This window comes from Sphaerotilus sp., assembly GCF_031429695.1.
In the GTDB taxonomy this organism is placed as follows: domain Bacteria; phylum Pseudomonadota; class Gammaproteobacteria; order Burkholderiales; family Burkholderiaceae_C; genus Sphaerotilus.
On sequence record NZ_JANPAB010000063.1, the window covers coordinates 57,384 to 77,734 of the forward strand.

Below are 20,351 nucleotides of genomic sequence, written 5' to 3' on the forward strand. Positions count from 1 at the left end.
GGGGAACTCCAAATGAATCGAATCGGACTAATCGCGGTCAGCGCGCTGCTGGCGTTGCTCGTCACCATGTCGATGCTGTTTGTCGTCGATCAGCGCAATTTCGCTGTCGTCTACTCGCTCGGTGAAATCAAGGAAGTCATTGCGGATCCTGGGCTGAAGTTCAAGCTGCCGCCGCCTTTGCAAAACGTGATCTTCATCGACCGCCGCACGCAGACGCTGGACAGCCCCGAGACCCGCCCGGTGTTCACCGCCGAGAAGCAGAGTCTGGTCATCGACTGGTTGGTCAAGTGGCGCATCACCGAACCGCGCCAGTTCATCCGCAACACCGGTGTCGATCTGCGCAATGCCGAGGCGCGCCTGTCGCCAATCGTGCAGGCGGCCCTGAACGAGGAAGTCACCAAGCGCACCGTGCGCGCGATGCTCTCGACCGAGCGCGACAAGGTGATGCAAGGCGTGATGCAGCGCCTGAGCGATGACGCGAAGAACATGGGCATCGAGATCGTGGACGTCCGCATCAAGCGGGTTGATTTCGCCTCGACCATCACCGAATCGGTCTACCGGCGCATGGAGTCCGAGCGCAAGCGCGTGGCGAATGAGCTGCGGTCGGAAGGTGCGGCGGACGGCGAGAAGATCCGGGCCGACGCGGACCGCCAGCGCGAAGTCATTCTGGCTGGTGCCTACCGCGATGCTCAGAAGGTCAAGGGCGACGGCGATGCGAAGGCCTCGGCGCTCTATGCGGAAGCGTTCGGACGCGACCCGCAGTTCGCCCAGTTCTACCGCAGCCTGGAAGCCTACCGGTCGAGTTTTCGCAGCAAGAGCGATGTGCTTGTGCTCGATCCGTCGAGCGAGTTCTTTCGCGTGATGCGCAACGGTAGTGTCGGTGGCAAGTAAGTGTCGGCGGAGACACTGCTGTCGGCGCTTGCGCTGGTGTTCGTGATCGAGGGACTCATGCCGCTGCTCGGTCCCGCACAGTGGCGCAAGTTCTTCGAGCAGGTGCTGGCGCTGGGCGACGGGCAGATCCGGTTCATCGGGCTGGCCAGCGTGCTCGCGGGGTTGCTGCTGCTGTTGCTCATCGCTTGAGCCCACCCTGTCCGATTCAGGCCGGTGGTTTCGCCCGGTAGAATCGACCTTTTGATTTCCTGACCTGCTATGTCTTCTGCTTGGCTATTGCCCGAGCACATTGCCGATGTGTTGCCCCATGAGGCTCGGCGAATCGAGGAGTTGCGTCGCATCCTGCTGGACGCTGCCCGCGGTTATGGCCATGAACTGGTCATGCCCCCGCTGCTCGAACACCTGGAGTCGCTGCTGAGCGGCACCGGGCGTGCGCTGGATCTGCGCACCTTCAAGCTGGTCGATCAACTCAGTGGCCGCACGCTCGGTGTGCGCGCCGACACCACGCCGCAGGTGGCGCGCATTGATGCCCATCTGCTCAACCGTGCCGGACTGACGCGCCTGTGCTATTGCGGCCCGGTGCTGCATACGCTGCCTGCCGGCCCGGACAGCACCCGCGAGCCCCTGCAGTTCGGTGCCGAAATCTACGGGCACAGTGGCCTGGAAGCCGATCTGGAAATCCACGAACTGGCGCTCGAATGCCTGGGCCGTGCCCGCGTCGATGCGCTGGTGATGGATCTGGCGGACGCCCGCATCGTGCAAGGTGCGCTGGCGGGTGTGACCTTGTCGCCGACCCAGCGTGACGCTTTGCATGCCGCCCTGGCCGCCAAGGACCAGGCGGATCTGCATGCATTGACTGCCGATCTGCCCGCAGAAAACCGCGCTGCGCTGCGTTTGCTGCCAGCACTCTATGGCAGCGACGAGGTGTTGTCGGTGGCCCGCGAGCGCCTGCCGGGCAATGACCTGATCACCGCGGCATTGGCCGACCTCCAGTGGCTGGCCGCACACCTGCGCCGCGATTACCCCGCACTGCATCTGGGTTTTGACCTGGCCGATCTGTCGGGCTATGCCTACTACAGCGGCACCCGCTTCGCGGTCTACCGTGCTGGCAGCACCGATGCACTGGTGCGCGGTGGTCGCTACGACAATGTCGGCGCCATCTTCGGCCGCCGCCGGGCTGCGGTGGGCTTCAGTCTTGATCTGAAGTCCGTTGTCGAGCATGTCCGCTTCGATGGACGCCACGCCGCGATCCGCGCACCGTGGAGTGAAGACGCGGCGCTGCGAGCGGCCGTGCGGCGACTTCGCGCAACGGGTGAAGCGGTGGTTTGTGTGCTGCCCGGGCATGAGCACGAGGCAGACGAGTTCGAGTGCGACCGGGAACTGGTCGCCGTCAATGGGCAGTGGGTGGTCTGTGCGCGCTGAGCGTTGCCTCCCCTGACTGGACCTTTCCTTTCGATCGGATACTTGAGATGGATACTCGCAGTGCTGCGTCTGCAGAAGTTCGTGGGCGCAATGTCGTTGTTGTCGGTACGCAATGGGGTGACGAGGGCAAGGGCAAGGTCGTCGACTGGCTGACCGACCACGCCGCGGGGGTGGTGCGGTTCCAGGGTGGTCACAACGCTGGACATACGCTGGTGATCAATGGCGTGAAGACCGCGCTGCAACTGATCCCCTCCGGCATCATGCGCACCGGCGTAGCCTGCTACATCGGCAACGGCGTCGTCGTCGATCCGGCTCACTTGCTGCTGGAAATCGGACGCCTCGAAGCGGCTGGCCTGGATGTGCGGTCGCGCCTGTTCATCAGCGAGTCCTGCCCGTTGATCCTGCCGTTCCACGTCGAAGTGGACAAGGCGCGCGAGGCGGTGCGCGAAACCAGTGGTGCGGGCAAGATCGGCACGACGGGCAAGGGCATTGGCCCGGCCTACGAAGACAAGGTCGCTCGCCGCGCACTGCGCGTGCAGGATCTGAAGCACCCCGACCGTTTCGCGAAGAAATTGCGCGAGCTGCTGGCGCTGCATAACTTCGCACTCGAAGGCTACCTGAACAGCCAGGCGCTGGAATTCCAGCCGATCTTCGACCATGCCATGCAGATGGCCGAACAGCTCAAGCCCATGATGGCGGACGTTGGTGTGCGCATCGACGCAGCCAACCGTGCGGGCGGCAGCATCCTGTTCGAAGGCGCACAAGGCACGTTGCTCGACATCGACCACGGCACCTATCCGTTCGTCACGTCGAGCAACTGTGTGGCGGGGAATGCAGCCGCCGGTTCTGGCGTAGGTCCGCAGTTGCTGCACTACATGCTCGGTATCACCAAGGCCTACACCACACGTGTCGGCTCGGGTCCATTCCCGACCGAGCTGCCGATGGATGAGCCGGGTACCGTTGGCTACCACCTGTCCACCGTGGGCCAGGAGCGCGGCACTGTCACCGGGCGCCCCCGCCGCTGCGGTTGGTTGGATGGTGCAGCGCTCAAGCGCGCGATGCTGATCAACGGCATCACGGGACTGTGCCTGACCAAGCTCGACGTGCTGGATGGTCTGACCGAGATCCGCATGTGTGTCGGCTATGAACTGCACGGCGAGCGTGTGGATATCCTGCCGCTGGACGCTGACGAGATTGTCAACTGCAAGCCGATCTACGAAGTGTTCCCGGGCTGGACGGAAACGACCTTTGGTGTCACGACGTGGGAAGGCCTGCCGCTCAATGCACAGCAATACCTGGAGCGCGTGCAGGAGTTCATCGCGACGCCGATCGCGATGGTATCGACTGGTCCAGACCGTGACCACACGATCCTGCTCCGTCACCCCTACAAGGACTGAATGTCCGATCCGATCAAGCTAGGAGTCAGCATGCTCACCGATGACGGCAAACACCTGTATGTGTCTTGGGACGAATACCACCTGCTGACCGAGAAACTCGCGATCAAGGTGCATCAGTCCGGCTGGGAATTTGACCAGATTCTCTGTCTGGCCCGAGGCGGGCTTCGTCCCGGCGATGTCATGTCGCGTGTCTTCGACAAGCCTCTGGCGATCATGGCCACGAGTTCCTACCGTGCCGAAAGTGGCACGATCCAAGGTCGACTGGACATGGCGAAATACATCACCATGCCCAAGGGGGAACTCGCTGGCCGGGTGCTGCTGGTCGATGATCTCGCCGACTCTGGGGTTACCTTGCAGGCGGTGGTCGACCGTCTCCGCGGCATGCCGTCGATACGTGAACTGCGCTCGGCCGTGCTGTGGGTGAAGGGCGTTTCCTGCTATACGCCGGATTATTTTGTCGAGTCGCTGCCCACAAGTCCGTGGATTCACCAGCCGTTCGAGGAATATGACGCGATGCGGCCGGATGCACTGACCCGCAAGCTGTCGGTCTGAACAGAGCAGTCAAAAAAACCCCGCTGTCCGACAAGGGCAGCGGGGTTTTTTGTTGAATTCTCGGAGATGTTCAGACGCAGTAGCAATAAAAAAGCCAGCTCGAAAGCTGGCTTTTCATGTTGGTGCCCAGGAGAGGACTCGAACCTCCACGGAGTTACCCGCTAGTACCTGAAACTAGTGCGTCTACCAATTCCGCCACCTGGGCTTTGAAATCCTGAATACGAACACAGACTGGGATTTCATCAGTCTGTGCAAGTGACTGAATTCAGCGTATGCTAAATTCTATTGGTGCCCAGAAGAGGACTCGAACCTCCACGGAGTTACCCGCTAGTACCTGAAACTAGTGCGTCTACCAATTCCGCCATCTGGGCTCTGTCGCGGCAAGAAATTTTGTTCCAAACCGCGAAGAACGCTAGTGTAGCATCAGATAAAAACCGAATGCAAGGATTTTCATTGAACAACAGTACTTTGTCGAATGAAGTCGTGGGCACGGTGCAAGGGCACCGCGATGGTCATGGCTTCGTGGTGGTCGATGGCGGTGATGCCGACATCTATCTGGCTCCGCAGGAAATGCGCGCCGTTCTGCACCACGACCGGGTGCGTGTGCGGGTCATGCGTCTGGACCGCAAGGGCCGGCCCGAGGGCCGCGTGCTCGACATCCTGGAGCGTCGCAAGGCACCGATCATCGGTCGGCTGCTGCTGGAGAACGGTGTCTGGGTCGTTGCTCCGGAAGACAAGCGCTATGGGCAGGACATTCTGATTCCGAAGAATGCCACTGCCAACGCGGAGGCCGGGCAAGTGGTGGCAGTGGAATTGACAGAGCCACCGTCCTTGCACTCCCAGCCGGTCGGCCGCATCACCGAAGTGCTTGGTGACATCGACGACCCGGGCATGGAGATCGAGATTGCGGTGCGCAAGTACGAAGTGCCGCACCGTTTCTCGCCCGAGACGCTGGCACAAACCGGCAAGCTGCCTGACAAGGTCCGCGCGGTCGACATGAAACACCGCGTCGATCTGACCGATGTGCCACTCGTGACGATCGACGGCGAAGACGCACGCGACTTCGATGACGCCGTCTATTGCGAGCCCACCAAGATCGGCCGCAAGAAGGGCTGGCGCCTGCTGGTGGCGATTGCCGATGTCAGCCACTACGTCAAACCGGGTGATCCGCTCGACGACGACGCCTACGAGCGCGCGACCTCGGTGTACTTCCCGCGGCGGGTCATTCCGATGCTGCCGGAAAAGCTCTCCAACGGCCTGTGTTCCCTCAACCCGAACCAGCCCCGCCTGTCGATGGTCTGCGACATGCTCGTGGACGCCGAGGGTGAGGTCAGTGCCTACCAGTTCTACCCGGCCGTGATCTGCTCGCATGCGCGGCTGACCTACACCGAAGTGGCTGCTGTGCTCTCGAACACCCGCGGGGCCGAGGCCCAGCGCCAGGTGCATCTGGTGCCGCACCTGCTCCACCTGCACGAGGTCTACCGCCTCCTGCTCAAGCAGCGGGCCAGCCGCGGTGCGATCGATTTCGAGACCACCGAGACACAGATCGTCTGCGACGACAACGGCCGCATCGACAAGATCATTCCGCGGGTGCGCACCGAAGCCCACCGCCTGATCGAGGAGGCGATGTTGGCAGCCAATGTCTGTGCGGCTGATTTCATCCAGGCCGGCAAACATCCCTCGCTGTACCGCGTCCACGAAGGCCCGACCCCCGAGAAGCGGCTGGCCTTGCAGAACTACCTGCGCAGCCTGGGGCTGAACCTCACCGTCAGCGACGACCCGACGTCCGGCGAGCTGCAGGCGCTGGCGCAGCAGACCCGCGACCGGCCGGACGCGACGCAGATCCATTCGATGCTGTTGCGCTCCATGCAGCAGGCGATCTACACCCCCTTCAACAACGGCCACTTCGGCCTGTCCTACAGCGCCTACACGCACTTCACCAGCCCCATCCGGCGCTATCCGGATCTGCTGGTCCACCGGGTCATCAAGGGGCTGCTGGCGGGCAGGAAGTACGGGCTGGTCGTCAAGGCCACGGTGCCGGGTGCTGCGCTGCCGCCGACCCGTCGCCGGCAGCCGGCCAAGGTGCAAGGGCCTGCGCCGTGGGTCGAGGGCATCGCGCCGCGTGACCTGGAGGTCTGGGAGGCGGCCGGCGCCCATTGCAGCGCCAACGAACGCCGGGCGGACGAGGCCTCGCGCGATGTGGAGGCTTGGCTGAAGTGCAAGTTCATGCGCGACCGGCTGGGCGAGGAGTACGGCGGCACGATCAGCTCGGTCACGAGCTTCGGGCTGTTCGTGCAGCTCGATGAGCTGTATGTCGAGGGACTGGTCCACATCACCGAGCTGGGTGGCGAGTATTTCCGCTACGACGACGTGCGCCATGAGCTGCGCGGCGAGCGCACGGGTGTGCGCCATGCCGTGGGTGGCCGCATCCGTGTGCAGGTCAGCCGTGTCGATCTGGATGGTCGCCGCATCGACTTCCGTCTGGTGCGCGATCCGCTGACGCCGGCCGTCGTGCCGCCACGTCCGGCCCGTGAACGGTCAGCCGGTGCGCAGGAGGAGTTGGCGACCATCCAGGAGGCCGATCGCGCCGTGCGGCGTTCGTCGCGCAAGTCTGTTGCCCGCTCGGCTGGCCCGCATGCAGGAAAATCTGCGGGCAAGACGGCTGGCAAGGTGGCTGGCAAAGCGGCAGGAAAGGCCGCGGGCAAATCGTCCGGAAAGCCGCCTGCGCTGCTGCCGTCAGAGGTGCCGGCCGTGGTGGCCGTACCCATACCCGCCATCGAAGGCCGCAGGCGCCGCAACAAGCGCTGACGCGCTCCGCTCAGCGGCCCGACGCTGGCGGAATCAGCCGACTGGCGACCAGCACGTCGCCGGTCGGGCTGAGCCGCTCCGCCCGCAGGCCGTGCTGGTGGACCGCGTGGCGGGCGGCCAGTTCCGCCTCGGACCAGGCCATGGCCTGGTTCGTGCCGGACCGCCCGCCAGACAACTGGCTCCACAACCCTCCGATCCAGCCAGCCAGCACGTCCCCGCTGCCCGGTGTGGCGAGTGCGGCGTTTCCGCTCGTGTTGAGCCACGGGGTGCCGTCGGGCGCGGTGATCAGGCTGCCGGAGCCCTTGAGCACGACCACGGCGCCCGTCCGGACGGCCAGCGCGTGCACGGACCGGAGGCGATCGGACTGCACCTCCGCGGCGCTGCAGCCCAGCAAGCGCGCGGCTTCCAGCGGGTGTGGTGTGAGCACGGTCGGCAGGCCGCGGTCCCGGCGTTCGCGCAGACTGTCCTGCAAGGCCGGATCCTCTGCCACGGCGTTGAGTGCATCGGCATCCAGCAACAGGCGGGCCGCCTGGGTCAGGACTTCCGGCAGCAGCGCCCGGATGGCCTGCCCGCCGCCGCAGCCAGCGACCACGGTCGCGCCTTGCAGACGCGCGGCGTCGGGCGTGTCGGCGAACATCAGCTCGGGGTGTTCCGTGTCGAGGCGTGCCACGTCCGGGTCGAGCAGGTGGGCATAGACCCGGCCCGCGCCGACACACAATGCCGTGCGCGCCGCCAGCAGCGCGGCGCCCGCCATGGATGGCCCACCGCCCAGCACCCACACATCGCCGAAGCTGCCCTTGTGCTGCGCATGGTGCCGCACGGGCCAGACTGCATCGACCCAGGCAGGGCTATGCAGCCAGGCGGCCGGCGAAGGTGCGCCGGGATGCAGCAGGTGCACGCCCAGGTCGTCCCACCAGATTTCGCCGGCCTGGTCGCGGCCGCTGGCAGTGAACAGGCCTGGCGCCATCGTCAGCAGGGCCAGCGTCCAGCGGGCGCGGATGCAGGGTGCGCCGATCTCCAGCGCGCCGGTGTCGCCGGGCAGTCCGGACGGCAAATCGACCGCCAGCACGGGTGCGGCGTGTCCGCGCAGCCGCCGGATCGCCTCGGCCAGTTCACCACTGGCCGGGCGCGTCAGTCCGCGGCCGAGCAGGGCGTCGATGACCAGATCGGAGCGAGACAGCTCGGACGGATCCAGCCCGTCCACGATGTGGACGCCCGAGGTCTGGGCCTGCTGGCGCGACGCGGTGGCGTCCGGCGGCCAGGCGGTGCCGCGCCCGAAGGCATGCAGCACGACGGTCCGGCCGGCGCGGTGCAGGTGCATGGCGGCTTCGTAGCCGTCGCCGCCGTTGTTGCCATTGCCGGCCAGCACGTCGATGCGGCGGGCGTTCGGCGCCAGTGCCATGGCCAGACGCGCGACGCTCAGCCCGGCGCGCTGCATCAGCGTGTGGGGCGGCAGGCTCTGGGCTGCCAGCGCGTCCAGGGTGCGCGAGGCGGCGCTGTCATGCACGGGCCAAGGTCCGGCGAACTGCCGCAGCAGCGCCGATACCTGCACCGGGGCATGCCCCTTTGGAAGGTGGCGGTGCACAAGGGGGGCGGCGGGTGGGTGGTTCATGCGGTCTGCGTGTGTGCCCAGGCTTCGGGCGTGAGCACGGCGACCCCCAGTGGCCGGGCGCGCCGGGCGAGCCGGCGCAGGGCGTGGTCCCGTGTCAGCAGACTGGGTGTGCGCCGGGCGATGGCCAGGTCGATGAAACACTGGTCGTCCGGATCGGTGCAGCGCAGACGCTCGCTGAACGGCAGTGGGCCGGGCGCCGGAACGGCATGTGCCCACGCGCGCATGCCGGCCATGGCCGGGGCATGTCGCGCGCTCCAGCGCATCAGCGTTGGCAGGGTGAGCAGGCGCCCGAACACATCGACCAGCTCTTCCTGCATGGGCGGGCTGACGATCCAGCGCATTTCGCCTTCGGTGATGGCCCGCCCGACCGCCAGCCCGCTGGCGTGTTCGAAGACCAGCCAGTCGAGCACGACATTGGTGTCGAGGATGATGTCCGGCGTCATCGGACGCGTGCCGGCTGCAGGGCGGCTTCGACGGCCAGTGCCGCGCCGAGCAGGGCTTCGTCCCGTCCGCCGGTGGTCCAGAGCATCAGGCCGACCGGTGCCGCGCCGGTCTGGTGGCAGGGCAGGCTGATCGCGCAGCCGTCCAGCAGGTTGACGATCGACGGATTGCGCAGCAGCCGTGCATTGACATCGAAGAAGGCGGCGTCGTCCGTCAACAGCGGCGCCAGCGGTGGCGCGACCATCGGTACCGTCGGACTGAGCACGATGTCGACGTCGCGCAGCGCCATGGCCATGCGTTCGATCCAGCGGGCACGCCGGCTGTGCAGGTCCGCCAACGCGACCGGCGTGATGGCGGCGCCACGTCGGATGCGGGTTGCCACACGCGGGTCGTAGCGATCACCGCGTTCAGCGAGCAGGGCCTGGTGCCATGTCCAGCTTTCTGCGGCGGGCAGTCCACCGCCCTGCTGCAGCGCGGGCAACTCATCCAGGGCGGGCAGCGCCCGCCGCGAGAGGTGCGCGCCAGCGCGGGCGAGCGTGGACAGGCTGCGTTCGAAGTCGCGGGCCACGTCCGGGTCCAGCCCGTCGAGCAGGATTTGCTCGACCACGCCGAAACGCCAGGCCGACAGCGGGCGGGCCAGCGGTGTGCAGTTGCGCGCCGAAAGCACCGCGTGCACGGCCACGGCATCGCGCACGGTGCGGGTGATGGCGCAACCCGTGTCGAGACTGGGTGACAGCGGAATGCAGCCGGCATTGGGTGTGCGGGACTGGGTATTCTTGAAGCCGACCAGTCCCTGCAGTGCCGCCGGGATGCGGATCGAGCCGCCGGTGTCGGAGCCGAGCGCCGCCCACGCTGCACCGGTCGCCACCGACACGGCGCCACCGGACGTCGAGCCGCCAGGCACGCGGGGCACCGGATCGATCGCGGCCATCACGGGGTTGGCGGGCGTGCCTTGGTGCGGGTTGATGCCGACACCAGAAAACGCGAACTCGGTCATCTGGGTGCGGCCGATCAGCGCAGCACCGGCTGCGCGCAGCCGTGCCACGACCGGGGCATCGGCGAGCGCCAGCGGGCGGTCCGCCAGCGCAGTCGAGCCTGCCGTGGTGCGCTGTCCGGCCACGTCGAACAGGTCTTTGATGCTGATGGCGCGACCGTCCAGTGGGCCGATGACCGCGCCGCGCTGACGCCGATGGTCTGCCCGTTCTGCGGCGGCGCGCGACCCGTCCCGATCGACCAGTACAAACGCGCTGGCGGCTGCGCCACCGGCGATCTCCAGCGAAATTTCGAGGGCGTCACGTGCCCCGTGGTGGCCGGGGTCTGCGTCGGCGAGGGGTTGAGCTGGATCGATGGGATTCAAGGCTGCTACAATCTCGGGGTTTTTCCGATGCCGCTTCCTCAGCGGCGAGCTGTCCGGTACATGGCGTACCCGGCAGTCCTGGTTTCCGGGACGGAAGAATCAATCCCGAATCCGACTGGCTGAAGGTGTTGCGCCGAGTGCGGTGTTGACTGCGCACTGCGTGCAATTCGAGTCGGATTCTAGATCCAACCTTTGGAATTTTTGGAGTTACTCATGTCCTTCACGATGCGTGAAATGCTGGAAGCCGGCGTCCACTTCGGTCACCAGACCCGTTTCTGGAACCCCAAGATGGCGCAGTACATCTTCGGCCACCGCAACAAGATCCACATCATCAACCTGGAAAAGACGGTCCCGCTGTTCCAGGAAGCCACCAAGTTCGCCCGCTCGCTGGCTGCCAAGCGCGGCACGGTGCTGTTCGTCGGTACCAAGCGCCAGGCCCGCGACATCGTCGCCGAAGAAGCCCAGCGCGCTGGCATGCCTTACGTCGACCAGCGCTGGCTCGGCGGCATGCTGACCAACTTCAAGACGGTCAAGGGATCGCTGAAGAAGCTCAAGGACATGCAGGCCCAGGTGGAAGCCGGCCTGGAGTCGATGAGCAAGAAGGAAGGCCTGCTGTTCCAGCGTGAGCTGGCCAAGCTGGAAAAGGACATCGGCGGTATCCAGGACATGGCTGTCCTGCCGGACGCGATGTTCGTCATCGACGTCGGTTTCCACAAGATCGCCATCGCTGAAGCCAAGAAGCTGGGCATCCCCATCATTGGCGTGGTGGACACCAACCACAACCCGGTTGGCATCGACTACGTGATCCCTGGCAACGATGACTCGGCCAAGGCCGTGGCGCTGTACGCCCGTGTGATGGCTGACGCCGTCCTCGAAGGCAAGGCCCAGTCGATGAACGAAGTGGTCGCTGCTGTCGCGACGCCGAGTTCCGACGAGTTTGTCGAAGTGAACGACGCCGCCTGAGCCCCTTCGGTTCGATGCGCAAGGGGCTGATTCAGCCCCTTTTTTTCAAAGATTTGAAGATCCGTCTTCCAAGATTCAAGGACAAAGCAATGGCTGCAATTACCGCCAAGATGGTCGGCGACCTGCGCGCGAAGACCGACGCTCCGATGATGGAGTGCAAGAAGGCACTGACCGAGGCCGATGGTGATCCGGTCCGCGCTGAAGAAATCCTGCGGGTCAAGCTCGGCAGCAAGGCAGGCAAGGCCGCTTCCCGCGTGACGGCCGAAGGTGTCATCGCCGCGGCCGTGTCGGGCTCGACCGGTGCGCTGGTCGAAGTCAACTGCGAGACCGACTTCGTCTCGAAGAACGACAGCTTCCTGTCGTTCGTGCAGTCGTGCGCTGACCTGATCGCTGCACACAACCCGGCCGACGTGGCTGCGCTGTCGGCCCTGCCGCTGGCGATGGGTGACTTCGGCCCGACCGTCGAAGACGTGCGCAAGGGCCTGATCGGCAAGATCGGCGAGAACATGGCGATCCGCCGCTTCAAGCGTTACGCCGACGGCGGCCAACTGGCGCATTACCTGCACGGCGTGCGCATCGGCGTGATGGTCGAGTACACGGGTGACGCGGTCGCCGCCAAGGACGCCGCGATGCACATCGCCGCGATGAAGCCGGTCGCGCTGTCGTCGGCCGACGTGCCGGCGGCGCTGATCGAGATCGAGCGCCGTGTGGCCACCGAGAAGGCGGCCGAGTCCGGCAAGCCGGCCGACATCGTCGTCAAGATGGTCGAAGGCTCGGTGCAGAAGTACCTCAAGGAGGTCTCGCTGCTCGACCAGGTGTTCGTGAAGGCGGCAGACGGCAAGCAGACTGTCGGCCAGTACTTCAAGTCCACCGGCACCACCCCCGCCGGCTTCACGATGTTCATCGTCGGCGAAGGCATCGAGAAGAAGCAGGACGACTTCGCCGCCGAAGTGGCGGCACAGGTCGCTGCCGCCAAGGGCCAGTAACGTTCCTGTCCTAAACTCGCGATCGTCTTTTTCGCTTCGAGGTCACTGCATGCCCGCTTACAAACGCATTCTTCTCAAGTTGTCTGGTGAAGCCCTGATGGGCGACGATGCTTACGGCATCAACCGAGCCACCATCGTGCGCATGGTGCGCGAGGTGCAGGAAATCACCCAGCTGGGATGCGAAGTGGCAGTGGTGATCGGCGGCGGAAACATCTTTCGCGGGGTGGCGGGCGGCGCGGTCGGCATGGACCGCGCCACCGCCGATTACATGGGCATGCTGGCGACCGTGATGAACGCGCTGGCGCTGTCCGACACGATGCGCCAGGAAGGCATGACCGCGCGTGTCATGTCCGCGCTGAGCATCGACCAGGTCGTCGAGCCTTATGTGCGTCCCAAGGCGCTGCAGTATCTGGAAGAGGGCAAGGTCGTCATCTTTGCGGGTGGTACCGGCAATCCCTTCTTCACCACCGACACGGCCGCCGCGCTGCGTGGCGCCGAGATCGGTGCCCAGATCGTGCTGAAGGCCACCAAGGTGGACGGTGTCTACACGGCCGACCCCAAGAAGGATCCGACCGCGACCCGCTACGCGACCCTGACCTTCGATGAAGCGATCGGCCGCAACCTGGCGGTGCTGGATGCGACAGCGTTTGCGCTGTGCCGTGACCAGAACCTCCCGATCAAGGTATTCTCGATCTTCAAGCCGGGCGCCCTCAAGCGCGTCGTCATGGGTGAAGACGAAGGCACGCTGGTCCACGTCTGAACACATCCGGGACCGCGGAGACCACGAAGGAGCACCACGATGAGCATTGCCGATATCAAGAAAAACGCCGAAGCCAAGATGGCCAAGTCCATCGAGTCCTTCAAGAACGATCTCCAGAAGATCCGCACCGGCCGTGCCCACCCAGGCATCCTGGACCAGGTCCACGTCGATTACTACGGATCGATGCTGCCGATCAGCCAGGTGGCCAATGTGTCGCTGATCGACGCTCGCACCATCAGCGTGCAGCCGTGGGAAAAGAGCATGGCCAAGCCGATCGAGAAAGCCATCCGCGAGTCGGATCTGGGCCTGAACCCGTCGTCGCTGGGCGAGATGATCCGTGTGCCGATGCCTGCGCTCACCGAAGAGCGCCGCCGTGACCTGACCAAGGTCGTGCGCAACGCCGGGGAAGATGCGCGCATTGCCGTGCGCAACCTGCGCCGCGATGCCAACGACCATGCCAAGCGTCTGGCCAAGGACAAGCTGGTCTCCGAGGACGAAGAGCGCCGCTCGGTGGACGACATGCAGAAGCTGACCGACCGCGTGATCTCCGAGATCGACCGGCTGGTAGCGTCCAAGGAAGCCGAGGTCCTGGCTGTTTGAGCCGGGCCGCGCCCGCATGCACCGTTCGAACGACATCTCCGCATCCGAGGCCTGCTGCCGTGGCTGATAACGCGAAACGCATTCCCCGCCACGTCGCGGTCGTGATGGACGGCAACGGGCGCTGGGCGAACAAGCGACTGATGCCACGCATCGTCGGCCACAAGTACGGTGTGGACGCGCTCATCAGCTCGATCAACACCTGTGCCGACCGCGGAATCGAATACCTGACGGTCTTCGCCTTTTCGTCTGAAAACTGGAAGCGTCCGGAAGACGAAGTGTCAGGTCTGATGAACCTGGTGCTGACCGCCGTGGCCAAGTACCTCGTGCGGTTGTCGGACATCGGTGTGCGTATCCAGATCATCGGCGACCGTGCGGCGGTGTCCGAGAAGGTGCGCTCTGCCTGGGAGCATGCCGAACGGGTGACCGCTGGCAACACCCGCATCACCTTATCCGTGGCCTTCAACTACGGTGGCCGCTGGGACATCGTGCAGGCTTGCCAGCGTGCGGTGGCCGATGGCGCGCGCGCCGAGCAGATCGACGAGGCCCTGCTGTCGAAGTACATGGCGCTGGCTTACGCGCCCGACCCGGACCTGTTCATCCGCACGGGGGGCGAGGTGCGCATCTCCAACTTCCTGCTGTGGCAGGTGGCGTACTCGGAGCTGTATTTCACCGACTGCCTCTGGCCCGACTTCGACGCAGCCGAGATCGACAAGGCCCTGGCCGACTACGCCGCCCGCGATCGCCGCTATGGTGGCGTGAAAACCGACATCTCGGCCAGCGGGCAGAAAATCACCCTGGCGCCCGACGCCTGACCTCTCCGCTCCCATGCTCAAACAGCGCATCATCACCGCAGTGCTCTTGCTGCTGGTGCTACTCCCGGCGCTGTTCGCGCAGGCGGTCTGGCCCTTCGCCCTGCTGACGCTGGTGATGGTCGCTGCGGCTGGCTGGGAGTGGGCGCGCCTCAACAGCTATCTCGGTGTGCCAGCCTTGCTGACGGGTGGTGTGGTCGCTGCCGGCTCGGCCTCATTCTGGCTGGCTGGCTGGATCGGTCACACACCCGGCGCGCTGTGGGTGCTGGCAATGCTGGTGTGGGTGCTGGGCGGGGCACTGGTGCTCAAGCGTGGCGTGAATGCGTGGCCGCAGACGCCTCGGATGCTGCGCCTGCTGGGCGGTGTGCTGCTGCTGTGGCTGGCCTGGCTGGCGATTGCCGAAGGCAAGGCACGCGGCCTGAATTTTCTCCTGTCGGTGTTCTGCCTGGTCTGGATGGCCGATATCGCCGCTTATTTCAGTGGCCGCGCCTTCGGTCGCCGCAAGCTGGCCCCGGCGATCAGTCCCGGCAAGAGCTGGGAAGGCGTGTATGGCGGCATGGCGGGTGTGTTGCTGCTGGCGCTGGCCTGGATTGCCTTTGATCAGCGTGGGCTGGCTGACAGCCCGAGCCTCTACACCGCCCTGCTGCAACGCTGGGGCTGGGCCGGGCTGCTGGTGTCTTGCCTCTTCCTGTCGAGTCTGAGCGTCGTCGGCGATCTCTTCGAGTCGCTGGTCAAGCGCAGTGCCGGAGCCAAGGACAGCAGCGCGCTGCTGCCTGGCCATGGCGGTGTGCTGGACCGCATTGACGCGCTCCTGCCCGTGTGTCCGCTGGCCCTCGCCCTGGTACTTGCATGACCGTGACCGCTTCTGTTTCCACCCACTCCGGCATGCCGCGTCAGCGCGTGACGGTGCTGGGCTCCACCGGCTCGATTGGCACCAGCACACTCGATGTGTTGTCGCGCCACCCTGACCGCTACGAGGTGCTCGCGCTCAGTGCCCACAGCCGTGTCGGGGAACTCGCTGCCCAGTGCCGTGTCTGGCGACCGCGTTTTGCGGTGATGCCGACCACCGAACTCGGGCGCGCACTGACCGACCGCCTGCGTGCTGACGGCGTGCCGACCGAGGTGCTGGTCGGCCCCGCCGCGCTGGAAGAAGTCGCCGCACACCCGGAGGTGGACAGCGTGATGGCTGCCATCGTCGGCGCTGCGGGTCTGCCGCCGTGTCTGGCGGCGGCCCGTGCCGGCAAGCGCCTGCTCCTGGCCAACAAGGAGGCCATCGTCGTCGGTGGCGAGCTGTTCATGCGCGCCGTGCGCGAGGGTGGGGCGCATCTGCTGCCCATCGACAGCGAACATTCGGCCATCTTCCAGTGCCTGCCCGAAGACCGAACGACCTGGGCCCAGCGCATCGACCACATCGTGCTCACGGCCTCCGGTGGCCCGTTCCGCGACCGCGATCCGAAATCCCTGCGCGACGTGACGCCCGAGCAGGCGTGCGCGCATCCGAACTGGGTCATGGGCCGCAAGATCTCGGTCGACTCGGCCACGATGATGAACAAGGCGCTCGAAGTGATCGAGGCGCGCTGGCTGTTCGACCTGACGCCGCGCCAGGTGAAGGTGGTGATCCATCCGCAGAGCATCATCCACTCGATGGTGGTCTGCCGCGACGCCTCGGTGCTGGCGCAGCTCGGCACACCCGACATGCGCGTGCCGATCGCTTACGGGCTGTCGTGGCCAGCGCGCATCGAATCCGGCGCGTCGCAGGTCGATTTCCTGTCACTCAAGCCGCTGACTTTCGAGCCGGCGGATGCCAAGCGCTTCCCTGGTCTGCAATTGGCCTGGGCCGCACTGGAAGGCCCACCGGGCAGCACAGCGGTGCTGAACGCAGCGAACGAAATCGCGGTGGAAGCCTTTCTCGACCGGCGGCTGCGTTTCGACCAGATCCACGCGGTCAACGCCGACACGCTGGCGCGCATTGCGGTACCGGGTGACGCCACGGCCTCGGTGGCGAGTCTGCTCGACCTGGACCAATCGGCGCGCAGTCTGGCCGCTGAACTTGTCGGACGCTCCGGCGTCTGACCCGGCATGAACACGCTGCTGGCTTTTTTCGTCACCCTCGGGGTGCTGATCGTCGTCCACGAGTGGGGGCACTTCCGGGTGGCACGCGCATGTGGTGTCAAGGTGCTGAAGTTCTCGATCGGCTTTGGTCCGACGCTCTGGAAGCGGCAGATCGGTGAAACCGAATGGGCCATCAGCGCATTGCCGCTGGGCGGCTTCGTGCGGATGCTCGACGAGCGTGAAGGGCCGGTTGCCCCGGACGAGCTGCACCGGGCGTTCAACCGCAAGACGCTGCTGCAGCGTTCGGCTGTAGTCGTCGCGGGGCCTGCGGCCAATCTGGTGCTGGCGGTGCTCCTGTACGCCGCGTCGTCGTGGATCGGCACGCAGGAGCCGAGTGCCGTGATCGGCTCGCCCGCTGCGGGCAGTCTGGCCGAGCGCGCCGGTCTGCAGGCAGGGCAGTGGGTGCGTCGCTGGTCGCCGGCCGAGTCGGAGCAGTGGCAGGACGTGGCATCGCTGACCGATTTGCGTTGGCAGCTCACGCGGGCTGCGCTGGACGCCCGGGATCTGCGGCTGGAAGTCACTGGCGCGGGCGGCAGTGGTCGCCGTGAGGTGGTGCTGGCCCTCTCCGGGTTGCAGGCCAGCGAAGCCGATGCGGAACTGGTTCGGCGCATCGGGTTGGTTGCACCTTATTCAGAGCCAGTGCTCGGCGACGTCAAGCCGGGTGGCCCTGCCGCCAGGGCGGGGCTGCAGGCAGGCGACCGCGTCTTGCGCGTCGATGGGCACGACGTGGTCGATGCAACGAGCCTGCGGGCCCAGATTCGGGCGTCCGGTGCACGTGGTGATCCGATGTCCCAGTCGTGGCAGATTGACCGCAGCGGGCGTTCGCTGGCGATCGAGATCAAGCCGATGCGGATCGAGGACCGTGGCCAGCAGATCGGACGCATCGAGGCGGTTGTCGGCACCCGGCCACAGATGGTCCTTGTCACGTTGGGTTTCGCTGAAGGGCTGCTTCAGGGCGTCGTGCGCACCTGGGACATGTCCGCGATGTCGCTGCGCATGTTTGGCCGCATGCTCATCGGCGAAGCGTCGCTGAAGAACCTCAGCGGCCCGCTCACGATTGCGGACTACGCCGGGCAGTCCGCCGAGCTGGGATTGGCCTATTACCTGGGGTTCCTCGCGGTCGTCAGCGTCAGCTTGGGTGTCCTGAACCTGCTGCCGCTGCCGATGCTCGACGGCGGGCACCTCCTGTATTATCTGATCGAGGGTGTCACCGGTCGGCCGATTTCCGACCTCTGGACCGCCAGATTGCAACGTGGCGGTTTCATGGTGATCCTGCTCATGATGTCGCTCGCCCTCTACAACGATGTGGCCCGTTACCTGGGCCTGCACTGACCGCATGCGCGTACCCGCCTACCAATTCGCTCTCTCTCCCCGTGCCTGTGCCGTTGCGGTGCTGGTGGCGTCCGCGGCCTTGCCCGCTCTGGCTGTCCAGCCCTTCGTGATCAAGGACATTCGTGTCGAGGGCCTGCAGCGGGCCGAAGCCGGGACGGTCTTCGCCGCCTTGCCATTCCGGGTGGGCGACACCTACAGCGATGAAAAAGGTGCGGCCGCCCTGCGCGCGCTGTTTGCGACCGGTTTGTTCAAGGACGTGCGCATCGAGGTGGATGGGCAGGTCGCCGTGGTGGTGGTGGAAGAACGTGCGGTCATCGCCAGCGTCGACTTCACTGGCACGAAGGAGTTCGACCGCGAGACGCTGATCAAGGCGCTCAAGGACATTGGCGTCGGCGAAGGTCAGCCGTTTGACAAGGCGCTGGCCGACCGTGCCGAGCAGGAACTCAAGCGCCAGTACCTGACCCGCAGCCTCTACGGCGCGGAGGTCGTGACCACCATCACCCCGGTGGACCGCAACCGCGTCAACGTCACGTTCGCCGTGACCGAAGGCGGCGTGGCGCGCATTCGCGACATCCACATCACCGGCAACGAGGCGTTTTCCGAGGGCACCTTGCTCGGGCAGCTCGACCTGACGACCGGCGGAATGATGACCTGGTACACCAAGAGCGACCGCTACGCCCGCACCAAGCTCAATGCCGACCAGGAAACGCTGCGCGCGTGGTACCTGAACCGCGGCTACCTCGAATTCAACGTCGAGTCCACGCAGGTGGCGATCTCGCCTGACAAGCAGGACATCTCGATCACGATCAACATCAAGGAAGGCCAGCGTTACACCGTCACCGGCGTCAAGCTCAGCGGCGATTTTCTGGGCAAGGATGAAGAGTTCAAGGCGCTGGTGAAGATCCGTCCCGGCGAGCCTTACCGTGCCGAGGACGTGGCCACCACCCAGAAAGCCTTCACCGACCGCTTCGGTCTGTTCGGCTACGCCTTCGCCAAGGTGGATCTGGTGCCGCAGATCGACCGCAACACGGGCCGTGTCCAGATTGTGCTGAATGCCGATCCGGGCCGCCGGGTCTACGTGCGCCGCATCAACGTGTCGGGCAACACCCGCACGCGCGACGAAGTGATCCGCCGCGAGATGCGCCAGTTCGAATCTGCCTGGTACGACGGCCAGCGCATCAAGCTCTCGCGTGACCGGGTGGACCGGCTGGGCTATTTCAGCGAGGTGGATGTCGACACCAATGAAGTGCCTGGCACCTTCGATCAGGTTGATCTGACGATCAACGTCAAGGAAAAACCCACCGGCAGCCTGCTGATCGGCGCGAATTTCTCCAGTGCGGACAAGTTCTCCTTCACGGGCTCGATCAAGCAGGACAACGTGTTCGGCTCGGGCAACTACCTCGGCATCGAACTCAACACCAGCAAGTCGGCCCGCACGCTGGTGTTGTCGAGCGTCGATCCGTACTTCACCCGCGACGGCATCTCGCGCTCGCTGGACGTCTACTACCGCACCAACAAGCCGCTGAACAGCCAGGGCGAGGCCTACGAGCTGGTCACGCCCGGTGCGGCGGTGCGCTTCGGGGTGCCGTTTTCGGACTACGACACGGTGTTCTTCGGCATCGGTGCCGAGCGCACACGCATCAAGTCGGCCACTGCGCTGCCGGAAAACTTCTACCGCTACCGCTCGACCTATGGCGAGTCCAGCACCTCGTTCCCACTCACGCTCGGCTGGCAGCGCGACGGCCGCGACAGCGCGCTGGTGCCAACCGACGGGCGTTACCAGCGCATCAACCTGGAGTGGGGTGCCTTCGGAGACACGCGGTACCTGCGCAGCAACTACCAGATCCAGCAGTACTTCCCGATCAGCAAGAAGCTCACCCTCGGCCTGAATGCCGAAATCGGCCACGGCATGGGGCTGGGTGGCCGGGCCTTCCCGATTTTCAAGAACTTCTACGGCGGCGGTCTGGGCACCGTGCGCGCGTTTGACCAGAACTCGCTCGGCCCGGTGGACGTGACGGGGGCCTACATTGGAGGCACCAAGCGCATCAACCTCAACAGCGAACTGTATTTCCCGTTCCCGGGGACCGGCAACGACCGGACGTTGCGCTTCTTCGGCTACATGGACGCCGGCAATGTCTGGGGCGATGGCGAGACACCGACCATCGCCTCATTCCGCACCTCCGCCGGCCTGGGCCTGTCCTGGATCTCGCCGGTCGGTCCGCTCAAACTCAGTTGGGGCCAACCTATCCGCAAGTTTGCTCAGGATAGAATCCAACGCTTCCAGTTCCAGATCGGTACCGCATTCTGAT

18 protein-coding genes and 2 tRNA genes are annotated in these 20,351 nt (G+C 65.4%); 15 read left to right on the forward strand and 5 right to left on the reverse strand.

Features of this window, described 5'->3' with window-relative positions:
• Positions 1–12 precede the first annotated feature (12 nt).
• The 5 genes from hflC to RMP06_RS12645 all read left to right on the forward strand — a co-directional run bounded on the left by hflC (position 13) and on the right by RMP06_RS12645 (position 4,262).
• Positions 13–891 (forward strand): protease modulator HflC, encoded by an 879-nt coding sequence (hflC, locus tag RMP06_RS12625; RefSeq protein ID WP_310462131.1) that lies wholly within the window; start codon positions 13–15, stop codon positions 889–891.
• Complete coding sequence (locus RMP06_RS12630; RefSeq protein WP_310462132.1) at positions 892–1,080, forward strand: DUF2065 domain-containing protein; 189 nt, start codon at positions 892–894, stop codon at positions 1,078–1,080.
• Between the two features lie 69 nt (positions 1,081–1,149).
• Complete coding sequence (locus RMP06_RS12635) at positions 1,150–2,313, forward strand: ATP phosphoribosyltransferase regulatory subunit (protein ID WP_310462133.1); 1,164 nt, start codon at positions 1,150–1,152, stop codon at positions 2,311–2,313.
• A gap of 47 nt (positions 2,314–2,360) precedes the next feature.
• Entirely contained in the window at positions 2,361–3,710 is a 1,350-nt protein-coding gene (locus RMP06_RS12640) for an adenylosuccinate synthase (protein WP_310462163.1), read from the forward strand.
• Positions 3,711–3,740: 30 nt separating this feature from the next.
• Complete coding sequence (locus RMP06_RS12645; protein WP_310462134.1) at positions 3,741–4,262, forward strand: phosphoribosyltransferase; 522 nt, start codon at positions 3,741–3,743, stop codon at positions 4,260–4,262.
• A 120-nt stretch (positions 4,263–4,382) separates the two neighbouring features.
• On the opposite strand, the gene RMP06_RS12650 is transcribed toward RMP06_RS12645, so the two are convergent.
• Together RMP06_RS12650 and RMP06_RS12655 are read right to left on the reverse strand one after the other, a co-directional pair.
• Positions 4,383–4,467 (reverse strand) — tRNA-Leu (locus tag RMP06_RS12650).
• Between the two features lie 81 nt (positions 4,468–4,548).
• Positions 4,549–4,633 (reverse strand) — tRNA-Leu (locus RMP06_RS12655).
• Between the two features lie 67 nt (positions 4,634–4,700).
• Between RMP06_RS12655 and rnr the strand changes: the two genes are divergently transcribed.
• Positions 4,701–7,070, forward strand: coding sequence for a ribonuclease R (gene rnr, locus RMP06_RS12660; protein ID WP_409050164.1), 2,370 nt, complete (start codon positions 4,701–4,703; stop codon positions 7,068–7,070).
• A 10-nt stretch (positions 7,071–7,080) separates the two neighbouring features.
• Here the strand turns inward: rnr and RMP06_RS12665 are convergent, their stop codons facing one another.
• From RMP06_RS12665 to RMP06_RS12675, 3 genes are read right to left on the reverse strand one after another with little or no spacing between them, the layout of a single operon-like run.
• Entirely contained in the window at positions 7,081–8,682 is a 1,602-nt protein-coding gene (locus RMP06_RS12665) for an NAD(P)H-hydrate dehydratase (RefSeq protein ID WP_310462136.1), read from the reverse strand.
• Complete coding sequence (locus tag RMP06_RS12670; protein ID WP_310462137.1) at positions 8,679–9,125, reverse strand: PIN domain-containing protein; 447 nt, start codon at positions 9,123–9,125, stop codon at positions 8,679–8,681. Before RMP06_RS12670 ends, RMP06_RS12665 begins: the two co-directional genes overlap by 4 nt.
• A complete protein-coding gene (locus RMP06_RS12675; RefSeq protein WP_310462138.1) occupies positions 9,122–10,480 on the reverse strand; it encodes an amidase in 1,359 nt (452 codons plus the stop codon). Before RMP06_RS12675 ends, RMP06_RS12670 begins: the two co-directional genes overlap by 4 nt.
• A 213-nt stretch (positions 10,481–10,693) precedes the next feature.
• On the opposite strand from RMP06_RS12675, the gene rpsB reads away from it, so the two are divergent.
• The 9 genes from rpsB (at position 10,694) to bamA (ending at position 20,350) form a co-directional block, all read left to right on the forward strand.
• Positions 10,694–11,443: a 30S ribosomal protein S2 gene (gene rpsB / locus RMP06_RS12680; RefSeq protein WP_310462139.1), complete on the forward strand. Its 750-nt coding sequence runs from the start codon at positions 10,694–10,696 to the stop codon at positions 11,441–11,443.
• An 89-nt stretch (positions 11,444–11,532) separates the two neighbouring features.
• Positions 11,533–12,429 (forward strand): translation elongation factor Ts, encoded by an 897-nt coding sequence (gene tsf / locus RMP06_RS12685; RefSeq protein WP_310462140.1) that lies wholly within the window; start codon positions 11,533–11,535, stop codon positions 12,427–12,429.
• 49 nt (positions 12,430–12,478) lie between these two features.
• Positions 12,479–13,189, forward strand: coding sequence for a UMP kinase (pyrH, locus tag RMP06_RS12690; protein ID WP_293998698.1), 711 nt, complete (start codon positions 12,479–12,481; stop codon positions 13,187–13,189).
• A gap of 39 nt (positions 13,190–13,228) precedes the next feature.
• On the forward strand, positions 13,229–13,789 hold the full coding sequence (gene frr / locus RMP06_RS12695; RefSeq protein WP_310462141.1) for a ribosome recycling factor: 561 nt from the start codon (positions 13,229–13,231) through the stop codon (positions 13,787–13,789).
• Between the two features lie 59 nt (positions 13,790–13,848).
• Positions 13,849–14,601, forward strand: coding sequence for a polyprenyl diphosphate synthase (gene uppS, locus RMP06_RS12700; RefSeq protein ID WP_310462142.1), 753 nt, complete (start codon positions 13,849–13,851; stop codon positions 14,599–14,601).
• 13 nt (positions 14,602–14,614) lie between these two features.
• A complete protein-coding gene (locus tag RMP06_RS12705; protein ID WP_310462143.1) occupies positions 14,615–15,451 on the forward strand; it encodes a phosphatidate cytidylyltransferase in 837 nt (278 codons plus the stop codon).
• Positions 15,448–16,671, forward strand: a complete 1,224-nt coding sequence (locus tag RMP06_RS12710; RefSeq protein ID WP_310462144.1) for a 1-deoxy-D-xylulose-5-phosphate reductoisomerase — start codon at positions 15,448–15,450, stop codon at positions 16,669–16,671. Before RMP06_RS12705 ends, RMP06_RS12710 begins: the two co-directional genes overlap by 4 nt.
• Positions 16,672–16,677: 6 nt before the next feature.
• Positions 16,678–18,042 carry an RIP metalloprotease RseP gene (rseP, locus tag RMP06_RS12715; RefSeq protein ID WP_310462145.1) on the forward strand — a complete coding sequence of 455 codons (1,365 nt, stop codon included), beginning with the start codon at positions 16,678–16,680 and terminating at the stop codon, positions 18,040–18,042.
• Between the two features lie 4 nt (positions 18,043–18,046).
• Positions 18,047–20,350: an outer membrane protein assembly factor BamA gene (gene bamA, locus RMP06_RS12720; RefSeq protein ID WP_310462146.1), complete on the forward strand. Its 2,304-nt coding sequence runs from the start codon at positions 18,047–18,049 to the stop codon at positions 20,348–20,350.
• The last annotated feature ends 1 nt before the right edge of the window (position 20,351 follow it).